Consider the following 21,454-nt stretch of genomic DNA (forward strand, 5'->3'; position numbering starts at 1 on the left):
AGCAAATCGATCGTTATTTTATTTAACGAATATAGAATAGATTATTAGAAATTAATATGTTGAAAATATTCACGAACTATCTTCAGAAAATTAAAAGCAACCCCTTTATTTTACAAAGTTTAAACACATTAATTTTGAGAGTTTTGGGAGTACTAATTTTGTTTGGATTTACTTTATTTCTGACAAATAATTTTAGTCCAAAAATTGTTGGACAATATGATTTTGTTCGATCTTTTCTTTTGGTAATAGGCAGTATCTGTTTATTGGGTTGCGACCAATCCATTTTATATTTTAGGGGAAGATTAAAAGATGCCAATGCTTTATATGCCTTAAAAGAGATTTATATAAAAATGGTTGGAATACTATTTTCAATGTCAATAATTTTATTTTTAATCGTTTTATGTACTAACAAAGAGCTTATTAATACTTTTTTTTCTGATCAAGGGGTTCATTTAATTCTTTTAAAATCATCAGGGATCTTGTTTTTTTCGGCTTTAACTACTTTAAATACAGAAGTTTTTCGAGCATTGGATCGTTTGTATGTTGCGGAACTCTTTAGAAATACCATAAAATATATTCCTTTAATTCTGGGCGCAATTTTATTGTTTTACGTCAAAAAGGAAATTTATTTAGTGGATGTTTTTCTTATTGGTTTTGTGATTCTTGCCGTAATTACTTCAGTTTTGGTTTTTAATTATTTTAGCAAAGCAAAAACCAATACTATAAACGAGCCTGTTACTTATAAAGAAATAGTTGTTAAATCCTATCCCATCGCTATAAGCGGGATGGCTTTGTTTTTATTGATGAGTTTTGATATTATGTTTTTAAAAAAATATAGAGACGATGCAACAGTCGCTTTTTATTCATTGGCAGTGAAGTTAATGACAATTTTGTCAATGGTAATCGTTACGGTTAATATTACGGTTTCTACAAAAATAGCGGAATACTTTTCGATTAAAAATAATGCAGAATTGAATAAAATAGTAAAAAACAGTTCTCGCTTAATTTTTATCTTAACATTACCCGCGACAGTATTGATAGGTATTTTTTCGGAATATATTTTGAGTTTTTTTGGTAAAGATTATGTCGCAGCAAAAGACGCATTGCTTATTTTGATAGTAGGACAAGGAATTTGTTCTGCTTTTGGTTCAGCATCCGTTTATTTGAATATGACCGGAAGACAACATGTTTTTCAAGTGATTCTTGTTGCTGCTGTACTCATTAATTTTGTTTTAAACAGGCTTTTAATACCTGAATACGGAATGACGGGAGCGGCAATTACATTTGTTGCAAGTTCGTTTTTCTGGAATTTTATTTCCACGGTTGTCATTTATTACAAAGACAAAGTGAAAGTGTATTTAAATTAAGTATTTTAAAAATTAAAATTTTATTTAGAAAGGTCTTTGTTTGTAAACCAATATGCGATGAAAATAGTACAAATAATAGGCAATATGGGTTCGGGAGGAGCAGAAAAATTGCTGTTGGATACATTGCCTTTGTATCGAAAAAAAGGAATTGAAATGGACCTCCTCGTTTTGAATGATAACGAATATCCGTTTATGAAAGCGTTAAAAGAAACGGGTTGTTGTACAATTCATTCGCTAGGTTCGGGGTCAATATATAATCCGATTCATGTTTTAAGGTTAATTCCTTTTTTAAGGAAATACGACATTGTTCAGGTGCACTTATTTCCCTCACAATATTGGGTGGTACTTGCGAAAATAATTTCTTTTTCTAAAGCTAAATTAATATTGTCAGAGCATAATACTACCAGTCCTCGCATGAAAAGCTATTTTATAAGTAAAATCGATAAATTGATGTATCGGTTTTATGATACAGTGGTTTGTGTAAAAGAGGAGGTTTGTCAAATAATACAAAAATATACCGGTCAGGTAAAATCAACGTTTGTTGTAATTGAAAATGGTATTGATCTAGAAAATATATATGCTGCTAAATCGTATTCTAAAAATAACATTTCGGATTCATTTAGATCGCAAGACATTTTATTAATTCAAGTAGCAAGGTTTAGCATACAAAAAGATCAAGAAACAGCAATCAAGGCATTACAATATTTACAAGAAAACGTAAAATTAGTATTGGTTGGTGCCGGTGATTTAAAAAAAAATTGTGAAGATTTGGTTCAAAAGCTTGAATTGTCAGCGCGCGTTTTATTTTTAGGATTGCGAATGGACGTGCCTCAATTATTGAAAACGGCTGACATTTCAATTTTAAGCACCAATCATGAGGGATTTCCTTTGGTTGCATTAGAAGCAATGGCAGCGGGAAAACCTTTAATTGCATCGGATGTTCCGGGAGTATCGGATGTTGTTAAGGATGCAGGTATTTTATTCGAAAAAGGAAATGCAAAAGAACTTGCCATGCATGTTGACAAATTGATAAATAATCCGGAATATTATCAGGAGATTGTGTCTTCTTGTAAAGAAAGGGTTAAGAAAAATGACATACAGTCTATGGTAGACAAACACATTCTATTGTATAAATCATTGGTTCAATAAAAAATGAAATGCAAATTTTAGTTAAGAAGAAAACGGCTTTTTTTATGGGTTTGTTTATTGCAAATTTATTTATTGCAATGGCATCTTCTTTTGTTTTGCCTGATAAATTTTTTTATGATGCCAAAACGATTGTGTTACATGAATATAATGAAACAGGAATTTCAGGAAGTTATTCCGCTGCGATCTTATTTTATAAAATCACAGGATTGAAATACCTGCCTTATTTTTTAGTAGCATTAATACAATATCCAATCCTAATTTATCTTCTTTATAAAATAGGAATACCGACCAATTTCCATAAAATAAATGTAAAAAACGTTTTGGTATATATTGGGTTTTTTATGATAGCCATTTTTATCGCTATGCCGTCAAAAGAATTTATAACTTTTATTTATTTGGCAATCATACCATTTGTCTTTCATTCTGCGAGGATACCATCAAAATACAAGGTCGTTATAACTTTAATGATCGTGGCTTTTTTTGGTGTTTTTTTTCGTTCCTACTTTTTGCTGATTCCAATAATAGCCATTGGGATGTATTTTATAACCTTAATTGATTTTCAAAACAGAGCGCTTTCCTCTGTTTTTTATGGATTGTTAATTGCAATTTTTATATCATTAAGTGTTGGCGTTATAAAAGGCAAGTATTTATCAGAGAGTTCCCGTGATGTGGTAAATAGGGATCGAATGAATTCTAAAGATGCCAATTCAATAATCATTTCGCCCATTAAAACTGACACTTGGTATGGAGAAACTGTCGGAATTGTATATGGTTTTTTTGCAGTTAATATTCCTTTGGAAGGGTTTAAACATATTTTTTCACCTCAAATTATTGCTTTTATAATTTGGCAAATTCTACTGTTCTATATTCTTTTTGTGCGTTTTTCTCGTTGTCTGATTGACCGGAAAAAACATCGATATTTACTTTGGACCTTGCTTATTTTATTTTCTTATTTTATAGTTCAAGGTATTTTTGAACCGGATTTAGGTACTGCAACACGTCATAAAATAGGAGTTTTTCCTCTAATTTATTATGCTTTATATTATGAATATTTCAGAAAAGAACTTCAACAAAATATTTAATGGCTTTCTGTTTTTTATTGCGATTGCAATGATTTTTAGAAAACCATGTACTTGGTTAATTATTCTTTTTGCGGTATCTAATTTATTCTTTCTAAAAAAATTAAAGTTTACCCAAACATCGTTGTTGCTGGGGGCAGTTATCGCTTCTCCATTACTATTGGAAATTTTACTTTTCTGGAACAATAATTCTTATTTAATGGGAATTAAATCTATCGAAAAAAGCATTTCCTTGCTTATTTTTCCATTGTTCATTTTGGGTAATTTCCAGCGAATTAAATTCTTTAAACTGACACAATTGTATTCATTTTTTACAACAAGCATTATACTTTTTTTCTTTATCCGTTTTACGGTTATAGCTCCGGATTTAATGAATAAATATCTAAATGGAATTGATTTATGGGAAATGGGATATGAGTTTTCTAATAGCATCGGGATTCATGCGCCTGCGCTAAACATGCATTTGTCCTTTGTGGCTATTATTAATCTTTATTTTGTTTTCAATGCCTTTCGTGAAAGAAAAGGTTTCCTCATTAAAATTGTCAATTTCACCATTTTTGGACTATCATTCTTCTTTGTCCTTTTTGTGAATACTCGAATGGCCTTGTTTAATATGCTAATTGGTTTTGTTTTGGTTTTTTTCTATCAGGTTATCAGAAAATATAATTTTAAAAAGGGTATTGGAATAGCAGCTGTCGGATTGGTTTTATTGGGTAGTATCTTTTTGCTGTTTGTCCAAAAAAATCCCTATATGAAAGAGAAATACACAGCGGCAACATTTGCTTATATGGATAAAATCGGGAAACTTGATGCCATAGAAAATCCTGAAATAAAAGTATTTAATTCATTTGTTACTCGTGTTTCTATTTGGAAATCAGCATGGGAACTTTCGTTAAAAAACCTGCCTTTTGGAGTTGGAGCTTCTGATGGAAAACCTGAATTAGACAATTATTACAAGCAAACGAATCAACATTTTTTGGCAAAATATGAATTTCCAACTCACAATCAGTTTCTTGATTTTTTATTAAAATATGGAATTTTGGGACCAATAGTGGTTTTTTTGTACATTTTCACCATTGGTTATTTAGGTTTTAGGGTAAAAAATGCCATTATTATTGCTTTCTTTTTTATCTTTTTTACTTCGAATCTTACAGATGATTTTTTGCTTCGTTTTGACGGAATTGTATTTAGTGGTTTGTGGTTCTCTATTTTTGGAAGTTATTGGCTGCAGGAGAAAATTACCGCTGGTAAAGAGGAATTAGTTTTTTAAAGTTTTTGTTTTTATCAAATAAATCGCGGCATCTTTCTAACGCTTTTTCTCCAAATATTTTTCTTGTCTTTTCATCCTTCAGAATTTCAAAATAGTTGTCGAGTTCCTCTATTTCATTAAAAAGAAATCCGGTTTCATTATGACGTACCACATCTTTATTGCCGATTATATTGGTTGCTATGACAGGCTTTTTCATTGCCATTGCTTCTAAGACCGCAATGGGTAATCCTTCCCAAAGCGAGGTTTGAATGTAAATATCAATAGCATTGAGTTCTTTCAAGGCATGATCTCTTTCCAAGAACCACCCGGTGATTCGGATATTTGGTGCAGTTATTTCATGTCCTAATTCACCATCACCAATCCAAACAAAATTAAAATCTGGAAACTTTATGGCAATAGCATTGAAAAGTTTCGGGTTTCTTGCAAAAGTGATGCGTCCTACTATACCAATCGTTAAGACCTCATTTTTATATTCTGCACTCTTTTTAGTAACGTATTCAATGTTAATACCGTTTCTTACTAAAGAAGATTTCCCTATTTTTTTTGCAATTTCATATTCGGTATCACCACAAGCAATCGTTTCGCCTCCAAATAGTTTCTGAAAGCTTTTTTCAATGATCCAATATGTTTTTTTATTCCAAATTGAGATGTCTGTTCGAAGAAAAGAATAGCCATGAGGAGTGTAAAACACTTTCTTTTTCTTAAATAATAGAAAACAAGCAAATCTTCCCAGAACTCCGGCTTTTGAAGAGTGGAGATGGATAACATCGGGATTTAGTCTTCGGAGTGCTGCAGCTAATTCTAGTGCTGATTTTAAATCTTTAATTGGTGAAAAATTCCTAACCATGCTTACTTCAATAAGCAAAACACCGTTTGAAAATTCCTCTTTTATTTTTTTCGAATCAATTTCTTTTCGATTGCCACTATAAATAATAGTGGTGTTGATGGTCGCATTTACTTCATGATCTCCAAAAAAAAAGGATAAATCTTTGAAATAAGTATGAACTCCACCGGCTACCGCTTCGACAACATGGACAACTTTCAAAATAGAGGTTTTTTAGTTACACAAAAATAGATAAAATAGAACTAGCGATACTTCTTTTTTGAGCTGCAATAGGGAGAAAAAATAAATTCTTCCGAAGCACATGAACTACTATTAATTAGATTTATGCCTAAAATTTATTGAATCTGCAGCAAGTAAAACGCCATAGTTTCCTTGATAATTTATACCTTGCAATCGTAAAATTGATTTTATGAAAAGAATACTTATCACCGGAGCCGCTGGATTTTTAGGATCACATCTTTGTGACCGTTTTATTAAAGAAGGCTATTTTGTCATTGGAATGGATAATCTCATTACTGGAGATTTAAAAAATATAGAACATCTGTTCAAACTGGAGAATTTCGAATTTTATCATCATGATATTACCAAATTTGTTCATGTTCCGGGCCAGTTAGATTATATTTTGCATTTTGCATCGCCTGCAAGTCCAATAGATTATTTAAAAATTCCAATACAAACGCTAAAAGTGGGTTCTCTTGGAACGCATAATCTTTTAGGTTTGGCACGAGTAAAAAAAGCTAGAATTCTTATTGCATCCACTTCTGAAGTATACGGAGATCCATTGGTTCACCCACAAACCGAAGAGTACTATGGAAATGTAAACACAATAGGACCAAGAGGGGTCTATGATGAAGCGAAACGTTTTCAGGAATCGATAACCATGGCGTATCATACTTTTCATGGAGTAGAAACTCGGATCGTTCGAATTTTTAATACTTATGGTCCAAGAATGAGACTCAATGACGGTAGAGTTATTCCAGCATTTATAGGTCAGGCGCTTCGTGGTGAAGATTTAACTATTTTTGGAGACGGAATGCAAACGCGTTCTTTTTGTTATGTTGATGATCAAGTTGAGGGTATTTTCAGATTATTACATTCTGATTATGTTCTTCCTGTAAATATTGGCAATCCGGACGAAATCACCATTAAAGATTTTGCTGAAGAAATTATAAAACTGACTGGAACCAATCAGAAAGTGGTTTACTTTCCTTTACCAATAAATGATCCTTTGCAACGACAACCAGATATTACAAAAGCGAGAAAGCTGTTAGGCTGGGAAGCCAAAGTAGATCGTGCAGAAGGAATGAAAATCACCTATGACTATTTTAAATCATTGTCCAAAGAAGAACTTTCTAAAGAGGAACATAAAGATTTTTCGGGCTATATTAAATAGCGAAAGAATAGCATTTCTGGATTCATTTTTAAATTAATAGTATCGAATACATTCACTAATTATGACAGCATCACAAATAGGAAGATATTCAAAATACATACGGCCTATTAGTGTTTCAATTGATCTAATAATTATTTCAATGCTCAGCTTGTCTGTCTTCAAAGAACTCGATTTAGACATTGAATATTATCTTATTTATCAGGCAATCGGATGGATTATTGCTGCTTTTTTCATAAGGTTTTATGACATATATCGCTTCACTACACCCATTGAAATTATTTCAAAAATAATCAAACAAGGGGTTTTATTTCTTTTGATAATTATTTCTTTTTTTCCATTTTCAAAACAGGTTGTTTTTAGCGGAGAAGTGATTGCGATGTTTATTTCTTCAGTTATATTGCTGATTACTATTTCAAAATTTTTACTGTTTTATTATTTAAAAGAATATAGAATACTAACAGGCAGTAATTTTAGAAACACTGTTATTATTGGATATACGCCAGAAGCAATTCAATTAAAAGATCTTTTTGAAACAAGAAATGATTATGGATATCGTTTTTTAGGTTATTTTTCTGATAAGAAATCAAATCAAAATATCAAAGGAAAATTAGCGGATTTAAAGCCTTTTGTAATTGAAAATTGTGTGGATGAAATTTATTGTTCATTAAATGAAATTTCCAATGAGCATTTGAAAGATTTGATTGATTTTGCGGATGAAAACAATAAAACAATAAAATTTATACCAGATACAAAAGAGATTTTCTCTAAAAATTTAAAAATAGACTATTACGAGTTTTTCCCTGTCTTGTCTTTAAAGAAAACGATGCTGCATGAGCCTGCTACAAAAGTATTTAAAAGGTTTTTCGATATTGTTTTCTCCCTTATTATTATTGTTTTTCTCTTATCCTGGCTAATTCCATTAGTAGCGATTTTAATAAAATTAGAATCCAGAGGCCCGGTTTTTTTCAAGCAAGGAAGACCTGGAATTGATGAAAACGAATTTTTCTGTTATAAACTTCGTTCTATGAAAATCAATAAGATAACCGAAACTGAAGCCTCAAAAAATGATCCTCGGGTTACTAGAATAGGGAAGTTTATGAGAAAGACAAGTATGGACGAAATGCCTCAATTTCTAAATGTATTACTTGGTGACATGTCAGTTGTGGGCCCGAGGCCCCATCTATGGGCACAAAATAAAGTCTATGGGAATACCGTTAAAAAATATATGGTACGCCATTATGTGAAGCCGGGAATTACCGGATTAGCTCAAGTTAAAGGTTTTCGTGGCGAAATTGAAACAGAAGGCGATATGATTAACAGAATAAAATTTGATGTTTTTTATATCGAAAATTGGTCTCTTATTCTAGATTTGAAAATAATTTTCCAAACGGTAGTTAATATTTTAAAGGGCGAAGAAAAAGCATATTAAAAAAAATTTTTTTCAATTAATTCTTTTATTTGAGAATCAAGATTAAAGTTGTTTTTAGCATTTTCAAAAATCTGTTGCTTCATTATTTGAATTTGCTGTTTATCTATTTTTGAAATTTCGATTATAGTAGCATTCAGGTGTTGGAAATTTGCTACTTCTGCGACCCATCCTAAATTATTGTTAGATACAATAGTTTCACCTTCGCCTCCTCCAAAATAAAGAATGGGTATTCCTAAAGCACTATATTCGAATATTTTAGATGGAACCGAGCCGTAAATCCTCGTTTTCAATGGAACTAAAGCAATATCAAAGGTTGCTAATTTCGAGATCAATTCATTGCGTTCCAGCATCCCATGAAAAACGATATTTTTTTTAGGATTATCCTTTATATAATCTTCAATTTGAACTTTTTCAGCGCCATCACCAAAAATATGAAATTCTAAATTTAGATTTTCCAAATTCATTTTTTCACAAACTTCCAAAACACCTTGCGCGACACCGAGTAATCCTGCGTAAAATAATTTAACAGGTTGGTTTTCAATTAAATTTGATTCAAAATTTTCAATTTGATGGTCTGGGAAATTACGATATAAACGACATTTTTTTTCTGGATATAAAGAGTGAATATGAGCAATAATTTCATTGGACTGGCCTAAAATCAGCGTTGAATTTTTATAAATAAACCGTTCTAAAAACAATGAAACTTTATGTGAAAATGAACCTGCCGGAAGGGCGTTCAATTCAATAGCTGCCAAAGGCCATAAATCGGAAACATTTAAAATAATTTTTTTTCGCTTTAGCGAAAGTACCAAAACACTAATAAAAGATAATAATAATGGCGGAGATTGGATCACTACTTTTTTTGGTGTTTTTTTAAACACTAAATAAAAAAATAATCCAATAGAAAAAGACACTATTGAAACAATACGTTTGAAGATGTTTTTACTATTGCTTGGATAAATCCAAAGTCGCTTCACGCTTATATTTTGCATCATTTCTTCTACAAAAAACCTTCCTTTGTATTCCGGAAATAACGCTCCTTTTGGATAATTAGCCAACGGACAAATTACGGTTACTTTGTAATTATTTTGATGTAGTTTCAAAGCCAACTGCTCAATTCTATTGGCAGCAGCACCTTTTTCCGGTGGAAAATAATTCGAGATAATTACAATTTCTTCCATTAGTTTTTGGTTAGCAAAATAGCAATAATTCGTTCAGAAGCTTTACCATCCCAAAGTTCAGGAATACCACTTTCTCTCCTTCCATTTTCAAGAAATGAAGTGTAAATTTCGGTCAGTTTTTCGATGCCTATTCCTACCAAAGTATTGGTTCCAATCGATTGTGTTTCGGGTCTTTCGGTATTTTCGCGCATCGTAAAACAAGGAATTTCTAAAACGGTAGTTTCCTCAGAAATGCCACCGGAATCTGTAATTACTGCAAAACTGTTTTTGATAAGATACATAAAGGCTAAATATCCTTGTGGCTCTATACAAATGATATTTTTAAAGTTTAATTTTTTTTCTCCTAAAACAGCTTTGGTTCTGGGATGAACAGGAAAGATTACTTTTTTATCATTAGCTAAAATATCAATACCCAATAATAATTGTTGCAACGATTGTTCTTCATCTACGTTCGATGGACGATGCAAGGTGAGAATGATGTAATTTTCAAGTTCTAATTGGTATTCATCCCAAAAAGCAGGTTTTGTAATTCTATTTAAATTTTGATATAAAGTATCAATCATTACGTTTCCTACGAAATGGATTTTTTCTTTGGAAGTTCCAGATTTCAAAAGATTTTCATTTGCCCAAAGTGATGTGGTGAAGAGATAATCCGAAATACTATCGGTGACAATTCGGTTGATTTCCTCGGGCATTGTCATGTCACCAGAACGGATGCCGGCTTCAACATGCGCAACTTTGATATTCAGTTTTTTTGCTACAATTGCGCAAGCCATTGTCGAATTGACATCGCCAACCACCAAAACTAAATCACATGAATTTTGTAATAATTCCTGTTCAAAAGCCACCATAATCGCAGCTGTTTGCACGGATTGAGAACCACTTTTTACTTCTAGATTGTTATTTGGTTGCGGAATATTAAGTTCTTCGAAAAAAGTTTCGCTCAGGCTTTTGTCATAATGCTGACCCGTATGCACCAAACGATAGAAAATTGCAGCACCGTCGTTTTGCTTTTTCTCTATCGCTTTGATAATAGGGGCGATTTTAATAAAATTGGGTCTAGCTCCTGCAACTATGGTGATTTTCATCCTTTGATTTCTTTAATTAAGGAAATAAACTGCTTTAATTTTCTGTTTTTGTTTCGTTCCAGTTTTTCTTTTCGGGTGAATGAAAAGGTTAAACCGTTTTCTAAATAAGTTGCAATTGCTTTTTCAATTTTTTGAATTTGTGTTGCCGTTAATTCTTTTTCGCTCACATATTCTATTTCAAAAGTATCAATTTTTGTTTGTTTGATTATGAATTCTTTTACGTTTCCGTCATCTTCAATGATGCTTTTTGTCACGTAATAAAACGTCAATCCGGGTGATTTTTTCCCACTTGGCAAAAGGGCAACATCGTTTGTTCTCCCAATTAATTTCTTGAGAATGGGTTTTTTTAATGTGCTGTTTTCGTCTAGAATTCCAATATCGCCAATATCATATCGTATAAATGGATGCGCTTTGTTGAATAAGGAAGTAATCACAATTCGGCCAGCTTCACCGTTTGGAACAGCTTGATTATTTTCATCTAAAATCTCGACAAATAACGTTTCCGAGTTCACTTGCCATTCGCCATTAGGGTTTTGAAAAGCAATTAAATCTAACTCAGAAGCACCATATTCATTAATAATTGGAATTCCAAATTGTAGCTTTAAAAGAATTTGATCCTCTTCAAAAAGCATTTCGGAAGTCACCATGCACACTTTCAGGGTGGGACAAATGTCTTTTAATACAATATTGCTCTTTTGTAAAAATTTGGCAAACAAAACAATCGAACTGGTATAACCATTTATGTAATCAAATTTTTTTGTTTGAAAATGTTTCAAGAATCCTTCTAAAATTTCATCCGATAAATCAAAAATTGAAAACCGAAACCGATGGACTAAAAAATCTTTAAAGCGCTCTTTTTTGTTGCCAATAAAATCCATAGGAATACCATAAAAACGCGCTTGATATGAACTGTTAAAATCAATTCCGTACCAGCCAAAACGATAAACAACAGAAGCCCAGGTCAAAGCATGACTGTATTTGTCTTTGGCAAAAATAAAAGGATCACCGCTAGAACCGGATGTTTTATTAACGTAACTATTTTTAGGAGAATACCCATTCGAAAGCCTTTCAAGCAATGGTTTTTGTAAGTTTTTTTTATTCAAAATGGGTAAATCGTCCCAGTTGGTAGAATTTGAACCAACTAATTCCTGATAAAAGGGATTATTTAGTAAATGATATGTTACAATTTCTAACTTTTTATTTTCAATGAAAGCTTTGTGTTCTTTTTCTGATAAAGAGACAATTTTTCGCAATTCGGCTTTAGCTTCCTTCATCGGGAAACCATTTAGTTGCAGTGATAAGTCGAAAAGTGGAAACATTTTAAAGGTATATTTCATCAAAAATAATATTTACGTACAACTAATGACCAAGAACCAACAACTTTTTGAAAATTAATTATTTTTTAAGTTCAAAAGCAATTATTTTTGCACCACAACTAAAGAAAACAACATCATGACTATTTTACTATTGGGTTCAGGCGGAAGAGAGCATGCATTTGCATGGAAAATGATTCAAAGTCCGCTTTGCGACACACTTTTTGTAGCACCGGGAAACGCTGGAACGGCCGCAATAGCTAATAATATAAACATTAGCCCAACTGATTTTGACGCTATAAAAGCTTTTGTTCTTCAGGAAAAAGTAGAAATGGTTGTTGTGGGACCAGAAGATCCATTAGTAAAAGGCATCTACGATTTCTTTTTAAATGATGCTGAGTTAGAACATATTCCGGTTATTGGGCCATCAAAAATTGGTGCTCAGTTAGAAGGAAGTAAAGAATTTGCCAAAGAATTTTTGATCAAACATAATATCCCGACAGCTGCTTACGATAGTTTCACCGCCGAAACAGTTGAAAAAGGATGTGAATTTCTGGAGACATTGCAACCGCCTTATGTTTTAAAAGCAGACGGATTAGCAGCTGGAAAAGGTGTTTTGATTATTGAGGATTTGGCGGAAGCCAAAGAAGAATTAAGAAACATGTTAGTGCACCAAAAATTTGGAGATGCCAGTTCTAAAGTTGTGATTGAAGAATTCCTTGACGGAATAGAATTAAGCTGTTTTGTTCTGACGGACGGAAAAAATTATAAAATCCTGCCAACTGCCAAAGATTACAAACGTATTGGCGAAGGCGACACCGGATTAAATACAGGCGGAATGGGAGCAGTTTCTCCAGTTCCTTATGTTGACGCTGTTTTGATGGAAAAAATTGAAACACGCATCGTAAAACCAACTATTGATGGCTTTCAAAAGGACGGAATTCCGTACAAAGGATTTGTTTTTATTGGATTGATTAATGTGAATAACGAACCAATTGTAATTGAATACAATGTGAGAATGGGTGATCCGGAAACGGAAGTGGTTGTTCCAAGATTGAAAACAGATTTAGTGGAATTATTTTTGGCTGTAGCCAATGAAAAGCTAGATGAAATAACGCTGGAAGTTGACGAAAGAAGTGCTACTACAATTATGGTAGTTTCTGGCGGATATCCTGAAGATTTCGAAAAAGGGAAAGTGATTTCAGGATTAGAAACCATTGAAGACTCCATCGTTTTTCACGCAGGAACCAAACTTGATAATGGAAATGTTGTTTCTAATGGAGGAAGAGTTTTAACCGTAACTTCTTATGGAAATGATTTCGAAGAGGCCATAAAAAAATCTTACCAAAACATAGATAAACTAAATTTTGATAAGATGTATTTTAGAAAAGATATTGGAAACGATTTAAAATAGTTTCCAATTACCGCTCACTTTTTTTTAAATTACTTTAAGAAAGAGTGAGCCGTAGTATCTTGGTTTTCTTCTTTATTGTCTTCAAAGATTTTCAATTGTTTGATCCAATATACCATTGCAGCTGCACAAATAATCATGAAAATCCAGTTGATTGTATTAGCAACAAACCAAGATTTTAGCTCTAAGGAGCGTAAAAAGTCTAGAGGAGCAAATAAAATATTTACAAATAAGTATTCTATTCCTTCGAAAAATGATTTCATAATGTATAAAATTAATTTTATTACTTGTTTTAGGTAACTCTGTATATTAAAAAAGTTCTCATTTATGAAGAATCTTTTTGAACTTGCAGGGTTTCCTTTTTAAACAAGTATTATATTTACAATCACAAAAGTATAAAATATCCTTATGATAACAAGTGTTTTTAAAAAATCTACACCATTAAATTTTTCATTGGTTGTAATTTTAATACTGGTTTTCTTTTTAATGTACCAATTTCAAGATTTATCTTGGACCAATTCCCTTTTTTTGATTTTAAAAAAAGGGACTCTGTTTTGTATTTTATTGGCTTCTGTTTTTATTACGAATTTCATTGTAAAGAAAAATGGATTGAGTAAAGACAGTACGTACACCGTTTTTTTTTACTTTTTATTTTTACTTTTTTTTCCTTCAGTATTAGACAATACGAACCTAATTGTTTCAAATTTCTTCATTCTATTAGCACTTCGCCGATTAATTTCACTACAATCTCTTAAAGCTTCCAAAGAAAAAATATTTGATGCGTCATTGTGGATTTTTTTAGCCGCATTATTTCATTTCTGGAGTATTATTTTTATTGTATTGGTTTTTATATCAATAATTTTCCATGTTTCCAGAGATTATAGGAACTGGTTCTTGCCGTTTATTGCCTTTTTTACTGCGGTAATTATTTTCTTGTTATATGCTGCAGTATTCAATGTTAATATAATAGAATACATAACGAGGAGTGTAACAGTCAATTTCCAGATTGATTATTTTACTAATAATTACCAAAATGCTGCTTTTTCGATATATGCTACTATTGCATTGTTTTTTGTTGTTTCTATGTTTGCGACATTGTCTAACAGGCCACAGCTTTTACATGTTTCTTTCAAAAAAATAATAGCCTCATTCTTTATTGGAATAGTAATTTTCTTGATTTCGTCTAATAAAAGTAATGATTTGTTGATGTTTACCTTTGCCCCTTTGGCCGTGATGGCAACAAGCCATATTGAAATTGCGCAACTAAAATTAAAACAGGAAATGGTATTATTTGTTCTTATTGCCTGTAGTCTATTTGCTTTTTTCTCCCAATTATAATTTTTCTCCAAAAGCTAAATCTCCCGCATCACCAAGTCCTGGAACGATGTAACTGTGTTCATTTAGTTTCTCATCTAAAGCAGCTATCCAAAGATGACAGGTGTCAGGCAAATGGTTTTTGAGATAGGCAATTCCTTCAGGAGCTGCGATTACAACTGCAATGTGAATTGCCGCAGGAGTTCCTCTCTCCATTAGTTTATTAAAAGCAGCAACTATAGATTGTCCTGTGGCAAGCATGGGGTCAATCAATAGCACACTTTTGTCGTTTATATCAGCAATAGCTTGATATTGAACAACAATTTCAAAGTAATCATCATTATTAGGATGGTGTCTGTAGGCTGAAATAAAACCATTTTCTGCATTGTCAAAATAATTCAAAAAACCCAAATGCAAAGGTAACCCTGCGCGTAAGATGGAGCATAAAACCAATTGGTCTCCAATTTCGGTAGTTTTTTTTATGCCAAGTGGACTTTGAATTTCTATGTTTTTGTAATGCAGTTCTTTACTCAATTCATAAGCCATTATTTCACCGATACGCTCAATATTTCTACGAAAACGCATGCTGTCGTTATGAACATTCACATTTCGAATTTGTCCTAAAAAATGGTTCAGAACACTATTGTTTTCTGATAAAATATGGATTTGCATGGTTTTAATTTTGGAATTAAACTTCTAAAGTTTTTTTAATCTATAAAAGTATAAAAAAGTATCTTTGCCTTTTAATATATAAAGATATGTTTTCAAAATTAGCTTATTCAGTTTTCGAACAAAGTATTAAAGATTATCATCAATTTGATAATGTAGATCAGCCCATAAATAATCCTTTTCCGAAGGATAAATTTGAACATTTATTGTATCATAAAAATTGGATTGACACTGTTCAATGGCATTTTGAAGATATTATTCGTGATCCAAATATTGACCCGGTTGCAGCTTTGACTTTGAAAAGAAGAATCGATGCTTCTAATCAAGAGCGTACGGATATGGTGGAATATATTGACAGTTATTTTCTTCAAAAATACAGCCATGTAGTAGTAAAAGATAGTGCAAAAATCAACTCTGAAAGTCCTGCTTGGGCTTTTGACAGATTGTCGATTTTAGCCTTAAAAATTTACCACATGAATGAAGAAGCTACTCGTGCAGCAGCTTCCCAAGATCACAGAGATAAATGTCAGGCAAAATTGAATATTCTATTGGAACAAAGAACTGATTTGTCAACCGCAATTGATGACTTAATAAAAGACATTGAAAATGGAGATAAATTCATGAAAGTGTACAAACAGATGAAAATGTACAATGATGATGATTTGAATCCTGTTTTATACCAGAATAAGAAGTAAAAATTTTAAAGAATCTGTTAAAGTAAATTTGTCTATGATAACTATTGATATACTTAAAAAACTCAAGGAGTCAGAAGATAAAGTTGAATTTAAAAAAGGCGAAGGTGGAAATGTTTCTTATAATGGAGGAAATAAAATAAACCCATCTGACAGAAGAAGATGTATTTTAGGTTATGTGACGGCATTATGTAACGAAGGAGGAGGGTATTTGGTTATTGGGATGAGTGATAATCATCCTCATGATGTAATTGGCACAAAACAAAATTTAGATTCAATAGGAGAATTAGAGTCTAAAATATATACAGATACGGGAATTCGACCTATTGTTTATGAACTATTTGAAAGTCTAAAAAGAGTTTTAGTAATAGAAGTTCCATGTCGTCCAGCTGGAAAAGTTTTTAAATTTGAGGATGTAGCTTTAATGCGTGTTGGTGAAGAATTGAAACCAATGTCTGATGAGGTCTATTTAAAGATTATTCAAGAACAAGAGCCTGATTTTTCACAGCAAATATGTGACGGTATAACAATTGCCGATTTAGATGTTAAAGCAATAGCAATATTAAAAGAAAAGTATTCTATAAAACAAAACAATCCACAGTTTAAGTTATTACCTGATGATCAAATTCTTTCGGATTTAGAACTTTCAAAAAATGGAAAACTAACCAATGCCGCTTTAATTCTTTTGGCTAAAAAAGAAATCCTACAAGAAAAATTGCCTCAAGCAAAAGTAATGTTGGAATACAGAAATTTTGAGAATCAAATCAATTTTGACAACAGAATAGAATTTTCAGAACCTTTTTTTGTTTTAATAAATGAACTTTGGAATACCATTAATTTAAGAAATGGGAGTTTTCCAATTCAAGACGGGGCTTACATTTTTAATGTTCCCTATTTTAATGAAGAAGTTATTCGAGAATCTATTAATAATGCAATATCTCATCGCGATTATAGAAAAACATCAGAGATAGTGATCAAGCAATTCCCTCAAAGACTTGATGTTATTAATGCAGGAGGGTTTCCTGTTGGTGTAACTTTAGAAAACTTAATAAAAACTCCCAGCACTCCCAGGAATAGACTGTTAGCAGATATTTTGCAAAAAACAGGAATAGTTGAACGTTCCGGACAAGGAGTTGATAAAATATATTACAATACTCTTTCCGAAGGAAAAGCTGAACCTGATTATACTCAATCTGACAACTTTCAAGTAAATTTAAAATTATCTGCTATAATTGAAGATAGAGCTTTTGCACTATTCATCGATTCTATTCAGAAAGAATTACCAATAAATGAAAAGCTTTCGGTTTTAGAAATAGTCACTTTAAATAAAATCAAAAATAAGATTTCAAAAAAGGATTTAGATTTAGAGCAAGTAAATCAACTTCTGTATAAAAAATTGATTGAAAAAAGAGGAAAGACAAATGCCATTTTTTACATTTTGTCTAAAGATTATTATGAGTTTACAGATGAAAAAGCAAAATATTATAATCTTCAAGAATTAGATGATAATCAAGTTTTGACAACTATTTTACAATTTTTATCTAAAGAAGGAAAAGCAAAAATGAAAGATTTTGTTGGACTCTTTGAGGATAAATTATCAAGAAAACAAGTAAGATTAAGAGTTGAAAAATTGGTAAAAAATAAAATTCTTAAACAAGATGGAGAAAGCTCTTCATCGATTTATGAAATAGGTGAAAATTTTATAAATGATATGGAAGTAATATCTGAAGCATTGAATTTAGGATTTCAGTTATTAGAAAAAAATAAAGCCCCAAAAATTGAAAGGGCCAAGAAAAGACCAGAAAAAGACCAGTGAATTGTTAAAAACTAGAATTGATTGTTGATAAGTCACGTGTGAGCAGTTGATTTACAAGTCATTTTTATAAAATGAAAAGGCCAAAGAAAGACCAAAAAAATGCCGCTTTTTACAACATTCCACCACATATTCTAAAAGTATTCAAATAAAACAATCAAAAACTTGCCTGAAAAAATCAAACATATAGCCGTCATGAGACTTTCCGCAATGGGAGATGTCGCCATGACGGTTCCTATTTTACGTGCTTTTGTAAACCAGCATCCAGAAGTTAAAATTACAGTCGTTTCCAGACCATTTTTCAAACCTTTTTTCGATTCCATTCCCAACGTTTCTTTTTTTGCTTTCGATGAAAAAGAACGACACAAAGGACTTTTAGGATTGTTGCGTTTGTTCCAAGATTTAAAAGAACTAGATAGTGATGCTTTCGCCGATCTGCATAATGTTTTGCGTTCTAAAATCGTCAGAAGCCTTTTTGCTTTAAGCGGAAAAAAAGTGGCTTCAGTTGATAAAGGAAGAGCGGAGAAAAAAGCATTGACCCAACCCGAAAATAAAGTTTTCAAACAACTGCCAACGATGTTTGAAAGACACGTAGAAGTGTTCAGACAACTTGGTTTTACAGTTGATTTATCATCCCGAAGTGTCGGGACGGTTTTCCCTGAAAAACAAGCGTTAGATACTGAAATCATCAAATTTACTGGAGAAAAAACCCAGAAATGGATAGGAATTGCACCTTTTGCACAATATGATTCTAAAGTGTATCCGTTGGATTTGATGCAAGAAGTCATCAATCAATTATCAGAAAATTTAGAATATAAAATTTTTCTTTTTGGCGGAGGAAAAAAGGAAATCGAAATCTTAAATTCGCTTTCTTCCAACAAAGAAAATGTCATTACTATGGCAGGGCAACTCAAATTTCAGCAGGAATTACAACTCATCAGTAATCTTGATGTGATGCTTTCCATGGATTCCGGGAATGCACATATTGCGGCTATGCTTGGTGTAAAAGTGATTACACTTTGGGGTGCAACACATCCTTATGCCGGATTTTCACCTTTTAATCAACCGTTAGAAAATGCGCTGGTTTCCGATAGAAATCTGTTTCCAAAATTACCCACATCGGTTTATGGAAATAAAAAAGTGGAAGGTTATGAAGATGCGATGCGGACGATTTTACCAGAGAAAGTAGTTGAAAAAATTCAGTCCAAGTTTTCATAAAACAAGATCGAAAATTCCAATAAAAAAAAATCCAAATTCCAGCCTGATTCGATTGGAATTGGAATTTTTTAATTTGGAATTTCATTTGCAAATAAACTCGATAGCACTGATTTGCGAAGGTTTATTCAAATTCAAAATTTCTTAATTGTTCCTGAAATTCGTGTTGTAAAAGAATGTCATATATTTTCTCTAAAATTTTATCATTATGATCAATATCCCCCACTGGTGCTCGTTTACAACGGGTACCTACTTACTTGTGTGAACTAAATAAAGCGTTTGCAACGCGGCTATTATAAACAGATTCTACCCAGTCTACAACCGTTATGGTTATAAAAGTAGATACTGTACTATCGATAACTTTATATTTCTCAGACATTTTTTTCAAATATATTGATTTTAAGAAACTATAATATAAAACAGACGTATACTTGTTTAAAGGCACTCCTGTTTTAGCTATCCGCGTTGCAAACGCTATAATTTGTCTCTTAATTTAAGTAGGCACTCGTCGCAGACGAGCACCAGAGAACGTGGACAAACGAGCGCCAGTTGGGATGTCATTTTTACCAAACTTAATAAATGTAAATTTCTTATGTAAAACACAGTTGTTTTTGGCTCAGTTTTGCGGGCACGGATTGCAAATCCACGCTATCGTGTTTTTTCGCCTAGTTTGCTAGATGTTAGCGGTAGTTTTTTTATTTCGTTTCGATGTCAAATATTTTTTGTCCGTTTTTACCCAAATAATGTTTCAATAAGTTTTCATATACACTTGCGCCTGTGTCTGAGTTTGTAAAAATCAAAAGTCCTTGTTTTGTTTTTGGAAAAATAAATGCAATCGTTTGAACACCTTTGTCAGAACCACCGTGTGACAAAGCATATTCTCCATTTCCTAAATCATAAATTTCAAAACCTAATCCAAAATGTTTTCCTTTTGAACTTTCAACTTGATGGGAAATCATTTCATCAAATACTTTTTGTGTCAATCCATCGCTATTCATTACGCTTACTAAAAACTTTCCGTAATCTTCAATGGTTGTCAATAAATCATCCGCTGCATTTGGTGTTTTGTTTCTTACTGTTTCATAAGCGTTTCCATTTTTGTCATAACCAATAGCAAGTCTTGATGTATCTACATTTTTGTCCCAAACATATCTTGTCTCATACATTTTTAGTGGTTGAAAAATTAGTTCGTTGGCTAATTGTTGTAATGATTTATTAAACTTCTTTTCTAACGCTTTTTTCAAATATTCAAGACCTTCGCCAGAATATTGATATTTTGTCCTTGGGTCAAATTGAAAATGGAGTTTTTTATCTTCATTCAAAAAACGCCAATTCGGAAAACCTGTTTGATGGCTTAAAATAAGTCTTGTTGTCAATTTTTTATTTCGTGGGTCATTTGCAATATCTAGGTCTGTCCAATATTTGTAAACAGGCTCGTCCAAATTCCATTTTCCTAAACTTACTAACTTCAACGCTACCATTGCTGTTACGGGTTTTGTTAAAGAAGCAACATTAAAAATAGTATTGTAAGGTGCTGATACACCTTTTGTTATTTCTCCGAAAACTTTTATTTGTTTGAGTTTTCCATTTTCAATAATTCCAAGTCCAAGAGTTGGAACTTTATTTTCTTGTAGCCACTTTTCAATTTCAGCATCATTATCAAAAAATGAGTTTTCTATTTTTTGTAATTGATATGCTTGATGGTCAAAACTTAAAGATGTCGCTAATTTCCAATCGCCGTTTTCCAATTGCCAAACGTTTGTGAACTTTGCAATTCCGGGTTGGTTTTCCTGTTTTTCATAAAATAAATGTTCTCCTTGTTGAACTGCTCCATAGAGCATTCCATTTTTATAAAGTGGAAAAATTTTAGTGCTTTCTTTTACTAAAATTCTTTTTACTTGACGGGTTTCGGGATTTTTGCACAATCCGTTTTTTAGATCATAAAGGAATTTTGTTTTGTCAGAAATTCCGTCTTTGTCGTGATAAAATTTTAAATTATTACTCAACAAATTTTCAAATTGAGAGATGTCGCAAGTGTTAAAACCTACATTGAAAAGTAAACTGTCTTTAGAAATAATGGCTTTATAGAGGTCTGAATTTTTGTCAACCTGTGCTTTGCTGTTTGCACTAAAAATGACGGCAATGATGAAGCTTAAGAGAATCTTTTTTGTCATAACGAAATTTTGTTTTGCTGTAATTATTTTTTTCGCAAAGGTTAGAAATTCAT

At 32.0% G+C, this 21,454-nt stretch carries 18 protein-coding genes; 11 read left to right on the forward strand and 7 right to left on the reverse strand.

Going from position 1 to position 21,454, the window contains the following annotated elements:
- Nucleotides 1-143 precede the first annotated feature (143 nt).
- From FNW38_RS10270 to FNW38_RS10285, 4 genes are read left to right on the forward strand one after another with little or no spacing between them, the layout of a single operon-like run.
- Nucleotides 144-1,367: an MATE family efflux transporter gene (locus tag FNW38_RS10270; RefSeq protein ID WP_235890188.1), complete on the forward strand. Its 1,224-nt coding sequence runs from the start codon at nt 144-146 to the stop codon at nt 1,365-1,367.
- A gap of 57 nt (nt 1,368-1,424) precedes the next feature.
- Nucleotides 1,425-2,516, forward strand: a complete 1,092-nt coding sequence (locus FNW38_RS10275; RefSeq protein ID WP_143387302.1) for a glycosyltransferase — start codon at nt 1,425-1,427, stop codon at nt 2,514-2,516.
- Nucleotides 2,517-2,524: 8 nt separating this feature from the next.
- Entirely contained in the window at nt 2,525-3,598 is a 1,074-nt protein-coding gene (locus FNW38_RS10280; RefSeq protein ID WP_143387303.1) for a hypothetical protein, read from the forward strand.
- Nucleotides 3,561-4,865, forward strand: a complete 1,305-nt coding sequence (locus FNW38_RS10285) for an O-antigen ligase family protein (protein WP_144064527.1) — start codon at nt 3,561-3,563, stop codon at nt 4,863-4,865. The genes FNW38_RS10280 and FNW38_RS10285 overlap by 38 nt, the downstream gene beginning before the upstream one ends.
- Here FNW38_RS10285 and FNW38_RS10290 read toward each other — a convergent pair.
- The gene (locus tag FNW38_RS10290; protein WP_144064526.1) at nt 4,834-5,910 is read right to left on the reverse strand and encodes a glycosyltransferase; all 1,077 of its coding nucleotides are present in this window, start codon (nt 5,908-5,910) and stop codon (nt 4,834-4,836) included. The two genes, FNW38_RS10285 and FNW38_RS10290, sit on opposite strands and share 32 nt — an antisense overlap.
- A 208-nt stretch (nt 5,911-6,118) precedes the next feature.
- Here FNW38_RS10290 and FNW38_RS10295 point away from each other — a divergent pair, with 208 nt between their 5' ends.
- Together FNW38_RS10295 and FNW38_RS10300 are read left to right on the forward strand one after the other, a co-directional pair.
- On the forward strand, nt 6,119-7,102 hold the full coding sequence (locus FNW38_RS10295) for a UDP-glucuronic acid decarboxylase family protein (RefSeq protein ID WP_143387306.1): 984 nt from the start codon (nt 6,119-6,121) through the stop codon (nt 7,100-7,102).
- Nucleotides 7,103-7,163: 61 nt separating this feature from the next.
- Nucleotides 7,164-8,531: an undecaprenyl-phosphate glucose phosphotransferase gene (locus tag FNW38_RS10300; RefSeq protein ID WP_144064525.1), complete on the forward strand. Its 1,368-nt coding sequence runs from the start codon at nt 7,164-7,166 to the stop codon at nt 8,529-8,531.
- Here the strand turns inward: FNW38_RS10300 and FNW38_RS10305 are convergent.
- Genes FNW38_RS10305 through FNW38_RS10315 form a run of 3 tightly spaced genes read right to left on the reverse strand, consistent with a single transcriptional unit; the run spans nt 8,528 to nt 12,119 of the window.
- Nucleotides 8,528-9,712, reverse strand: coding sequence for a glycosyltransferase family 4 protein (locus tag FNW38_RS10305; protein ID WP_144064524.1), 1,185 nt, complete (start codon nt 9,710-9,712; stop codon nt 8,528-8,530). The genes FNW38_RS10300 and FNW38_RS10305 overlap by 4 nt on opposite strands.
- Nucleotides 9,712-10,800, reverse strand: a complete 1,089-nt coding sequence (gene wecB, locus FNW38_RS10310; protein ID WP_144064523.1) for a non-hydrolyzing UDP-N-acetylglucosamine 2-epimerase — start codon at nt 10,798-10,800, stop codon at nt 9,712-9,714. The genes FNW38_RS10305 and wecB overlap by 1 nt, the downstream gene beginning before the upstream one ends.
- Nucleotides 10,797-12,119, reverse strand: coding sequence for a phenylacetate--CoA ligase family protein (locus FNW38_RS10315; protein ID WP_144064542.1), 1,323 nt, complete (start codon nt 12,117-12,119; stop codon nt 10,797-10,799). Before FNW38_RS10315 ends, wecB begins: the two co-directional genes overlap by 4 nt.
- A gap of 133 nt (nt 12,120-12,252) precedes the next feature.
- On the opposite strand from FNW38_RS10315, the gene purD reads away from it, so the two are divergent.
- Nucleotides 12,253-13,527 (forward strand): phosphoribosylamine--glycine ligase, encoded by a 1,275-nt coding sequence (gene purD / locus FNW38_RS10320; protein WP_143387310.1) that lies wholly within the window; start codon nt 12,253-12,255, stop codon nt 13,525-13,527.
- 29 nt (nt 13,528-13,556) lie between these two features.
- Here the strand turns inward: purD and FNW38_RS10325 are convergent, their stop codons facing one another.
- Nucleotides 13,557-13,787, reverse strand: coding sequence for a DUF6341 family protein (locus FNW38_RS10325; protein WP_143387311.1), 231 nt, complete (start codon nt 13,785-13,787; stop codon nt 13,557-13,559).
- Between the two features lie 145 nt (nt 13,788-13,932).
- Here FNW38_RS10325 and FNW38_RS10330 point away from each other — a divergent pair, with 145 nt between their 5' ends.
- Nucleotides 13,933-14,862 (forward strand): DUF6427 family protein, encoded by a 930-nt coding sequence (locus FNW38_RS10330; protein ID WP_143387312.1) that lies wholly within the window; start codon nt 13,933-13,935, stop codon nt 14,860-14,862.
- Here the strand turns inward: FNW38_RS10330 and upp are convergent.
- Nucleotides 14,857-15,510 (reverse strand): uracil phosphoribosyltransferase, encoded by a 654-nt coding sequence (gene upp, locus FNW38_RS10335; protein ID WP_143387313.1) that lies wholly within the window; start codon nt 15,508-15,510, stop codon nt 14,857-14,859. The two genes, FNW38_RS10330 and upp, sit on opposite strands and share 6 nt — an antisense overlap.
- A gap of 86 nt (nt 15,511-15,596) precedes the next feature.
- Between upp and FNW38_RS10340 the strand changes: the two genes are divergently transcribed.
- The 3 genes from FNW38_RS10340 to FNW38_RS10350 all read left to right on the forward strand — a co-directional run bounded on the left by FNW38_RS10340 (nt 15,597) and on the right by FNW38_RS10350 (nt 19,230).
- Nucleotides 15,597-16,202 carry a DUF4254 domain-containing protein gene (locus FNW38_RS10340; RefSeq protein ID WP_143387314.1) on the forward strand — a complete coding sequence of 202 codons (606 nt, stop codon included), beginning with the start codon at nt 15,597-15,599 and terminating at the stop codon, nt 16,200-16,202.
- 34 nt (nt 16,203-16,236) lie between these two features.
- Nucleotides 16,237-18,015 carry an ATP-binding protein gene (locus tag FNW38_RS10345; RefSeq protein ID WP_218043719.1) on the forward strand — a complete coding sequence of 593 codons (1,779 nt, stop codon included), beginning with the start codon at nt 16,237-16,239 and terminating at the stop codon, nt 18,013-18,015.
- 192 nt (nt 18,016-18,207) lie between these two features.
- Nucleotides 18,208-19,230 (forward strand): glycosyltransferase family 9 protein, encoded by a 1,023-nt coding sequence (locus FNW38_RS10350; RefSeq protein WP_143387316.1) that lies wholly within the window; start codon nt 18,208-18,210, stop codon nt 19,228-19,230.
- Between the two features lie 692 nt (nt 19,231-19,922).
- On the opposite strand, the gene FNW38_RS10355 is transcribed toward FNW38_RS10350, so the two are convergent.
- Nucleotides 19,923-21,401, reverse strand: a complete 1,479-nt coding sequence (locus tag FNW38_RS10355) for a serine hydrolase (RefSeq protein ID WP_143387318.1) — start codon at nt 21,399-21,401, stop codon at nt 19,923-19,925.
- Between the last annotated feature and the right edge of the window lie 53 nt (nt 21,402-21,454).

The sequence above is a fragment of the Flavobacterium gawalongense genome (assembly GCF_007097265.1).
GTDB lineage: Bacteria > Bacteroidota > Bacteroidia > Flavobacteriales > Flavobacteriaceae > Flavobacterium > Flavobacterium gawalongense.

What these genes read in the sequence shown, in the direction of transcription:
- FNW38_RS10275 (WP_143387302.1), top strand. Translation starts at nt 1,425, where the DNA reads ATGAAAATAGTACAAATAATAGGCAATATGGGTTCGGGAGGAGCAGAA.
- FNW38_RS10280 (WP_143387303.1), top strand. Translation starts at nt 2,525, where the DNA reads ATGCAAATTTTAGTTAAGAAGAAAACGGCTTTTTTTATGGGTTTGTTT.
- FNW38_RS10285 (WP_144064527.1), top strand. Translation starts at nt 3,561, where the DNA reads ATGAATATTTCAGAAAAGAACTTCAACAAAATATTTAATGGCTTTCTG.
- FNW38_RS10295 (WP_143387306.1), top strand. Translation starts at nt 6,119, where the DNA reads ATGAAAAGAATACTTATCACCGGAGCCGCTGGATTTTTAGGATCACAT.
- FNW38_RS10300 (WP_144064525.1), top strand. Translation starts at nt 7,164, where the DNA reads ATGACAGCATCACAAATAGGAAGATATTCAAAATACATACGGCCTATT.
- FNW38_RS10305 (WP_144064524.1), bottom strand. Translation starts at nt 9,712, where the DNA reads ATGGAAGAAATTGTAATTATCTCGAATTATTTTCCACCGGAAAAAGGT.
- wecB (WP_144064523.1), bottom strand. Translation starts at nt 10,800, where the DNA reads ATGAAAATCACCATAGTTGCAGGAGCTAGACCCAATTTTATTAAAATC.
- FNW38_RS10315 (WP_144064542.1), bottom strand. Translation starts at nt 12,119, where the DNA reads ATGTTTCCACTTTTCGACTTATCACTGCAACTAAATGGTTTCCCGATG.
- purD (WP_143387310.1), top strand. Translation starts at nt 12,253, where the DNA reads ATGACTATTTTACTATTGGGTTCAGGCGGAAGAGAGCATGCATTTGCA.
- FNW38_RS10325 (WP_143387311.1), bottom strand. Translation starts at nt 13,787, where the DNA reads ATGAAATCATTTTTCGAAGGAATAGAATACTTATTTGTAAATATTTTA.
- FNW38_RS10330 (WP_143387312.1), top strand. Translation starts at nt 13,933, where the DNA reads ATGATAACAAGTGTTTTTAAAAAATCTACACCATTAAATTTTTCATTG.
- upp (WP_143387313.1), bottom strand. Translation starts at nt 15,510, where the DNA reads ATGCAAATCCATATTTTATCAGAAAACAATAGTGTTCTGAACCATTTT.
- FNW38_RS10340 (WP_143387314.1), top strand. Translation starts at nt 15,597, where the DNA reads ATGTTTTCAAAATTAGCTTATTCAGTTTTCGAACAAAGTATTAAAGAT.
- FNW38_RS10345 (WP_218043719.1), top strand. Translation starts at nt 16,237, where the DNA reads ATGATAACTATTGATATACTTAAAAAACTCAAGGAGTCAGAAGATAAA.
- FNW38_RS10350 (WP_143387316.1), top strand. Translation starts at nt 18,208, where the DNA reads ATGAGACTTTCCGCAATGGGAGATGTCGCCATGACGGTTCCTATTTTA.
- FNW38_RS10355 (WP_143387318.1), bottom strand. Translation starts at nt 21,401, where the DNA reads ATGACAAAAAAGATTCTCTTAAGCTTCATCATTGCCGTCATTTTTAGT.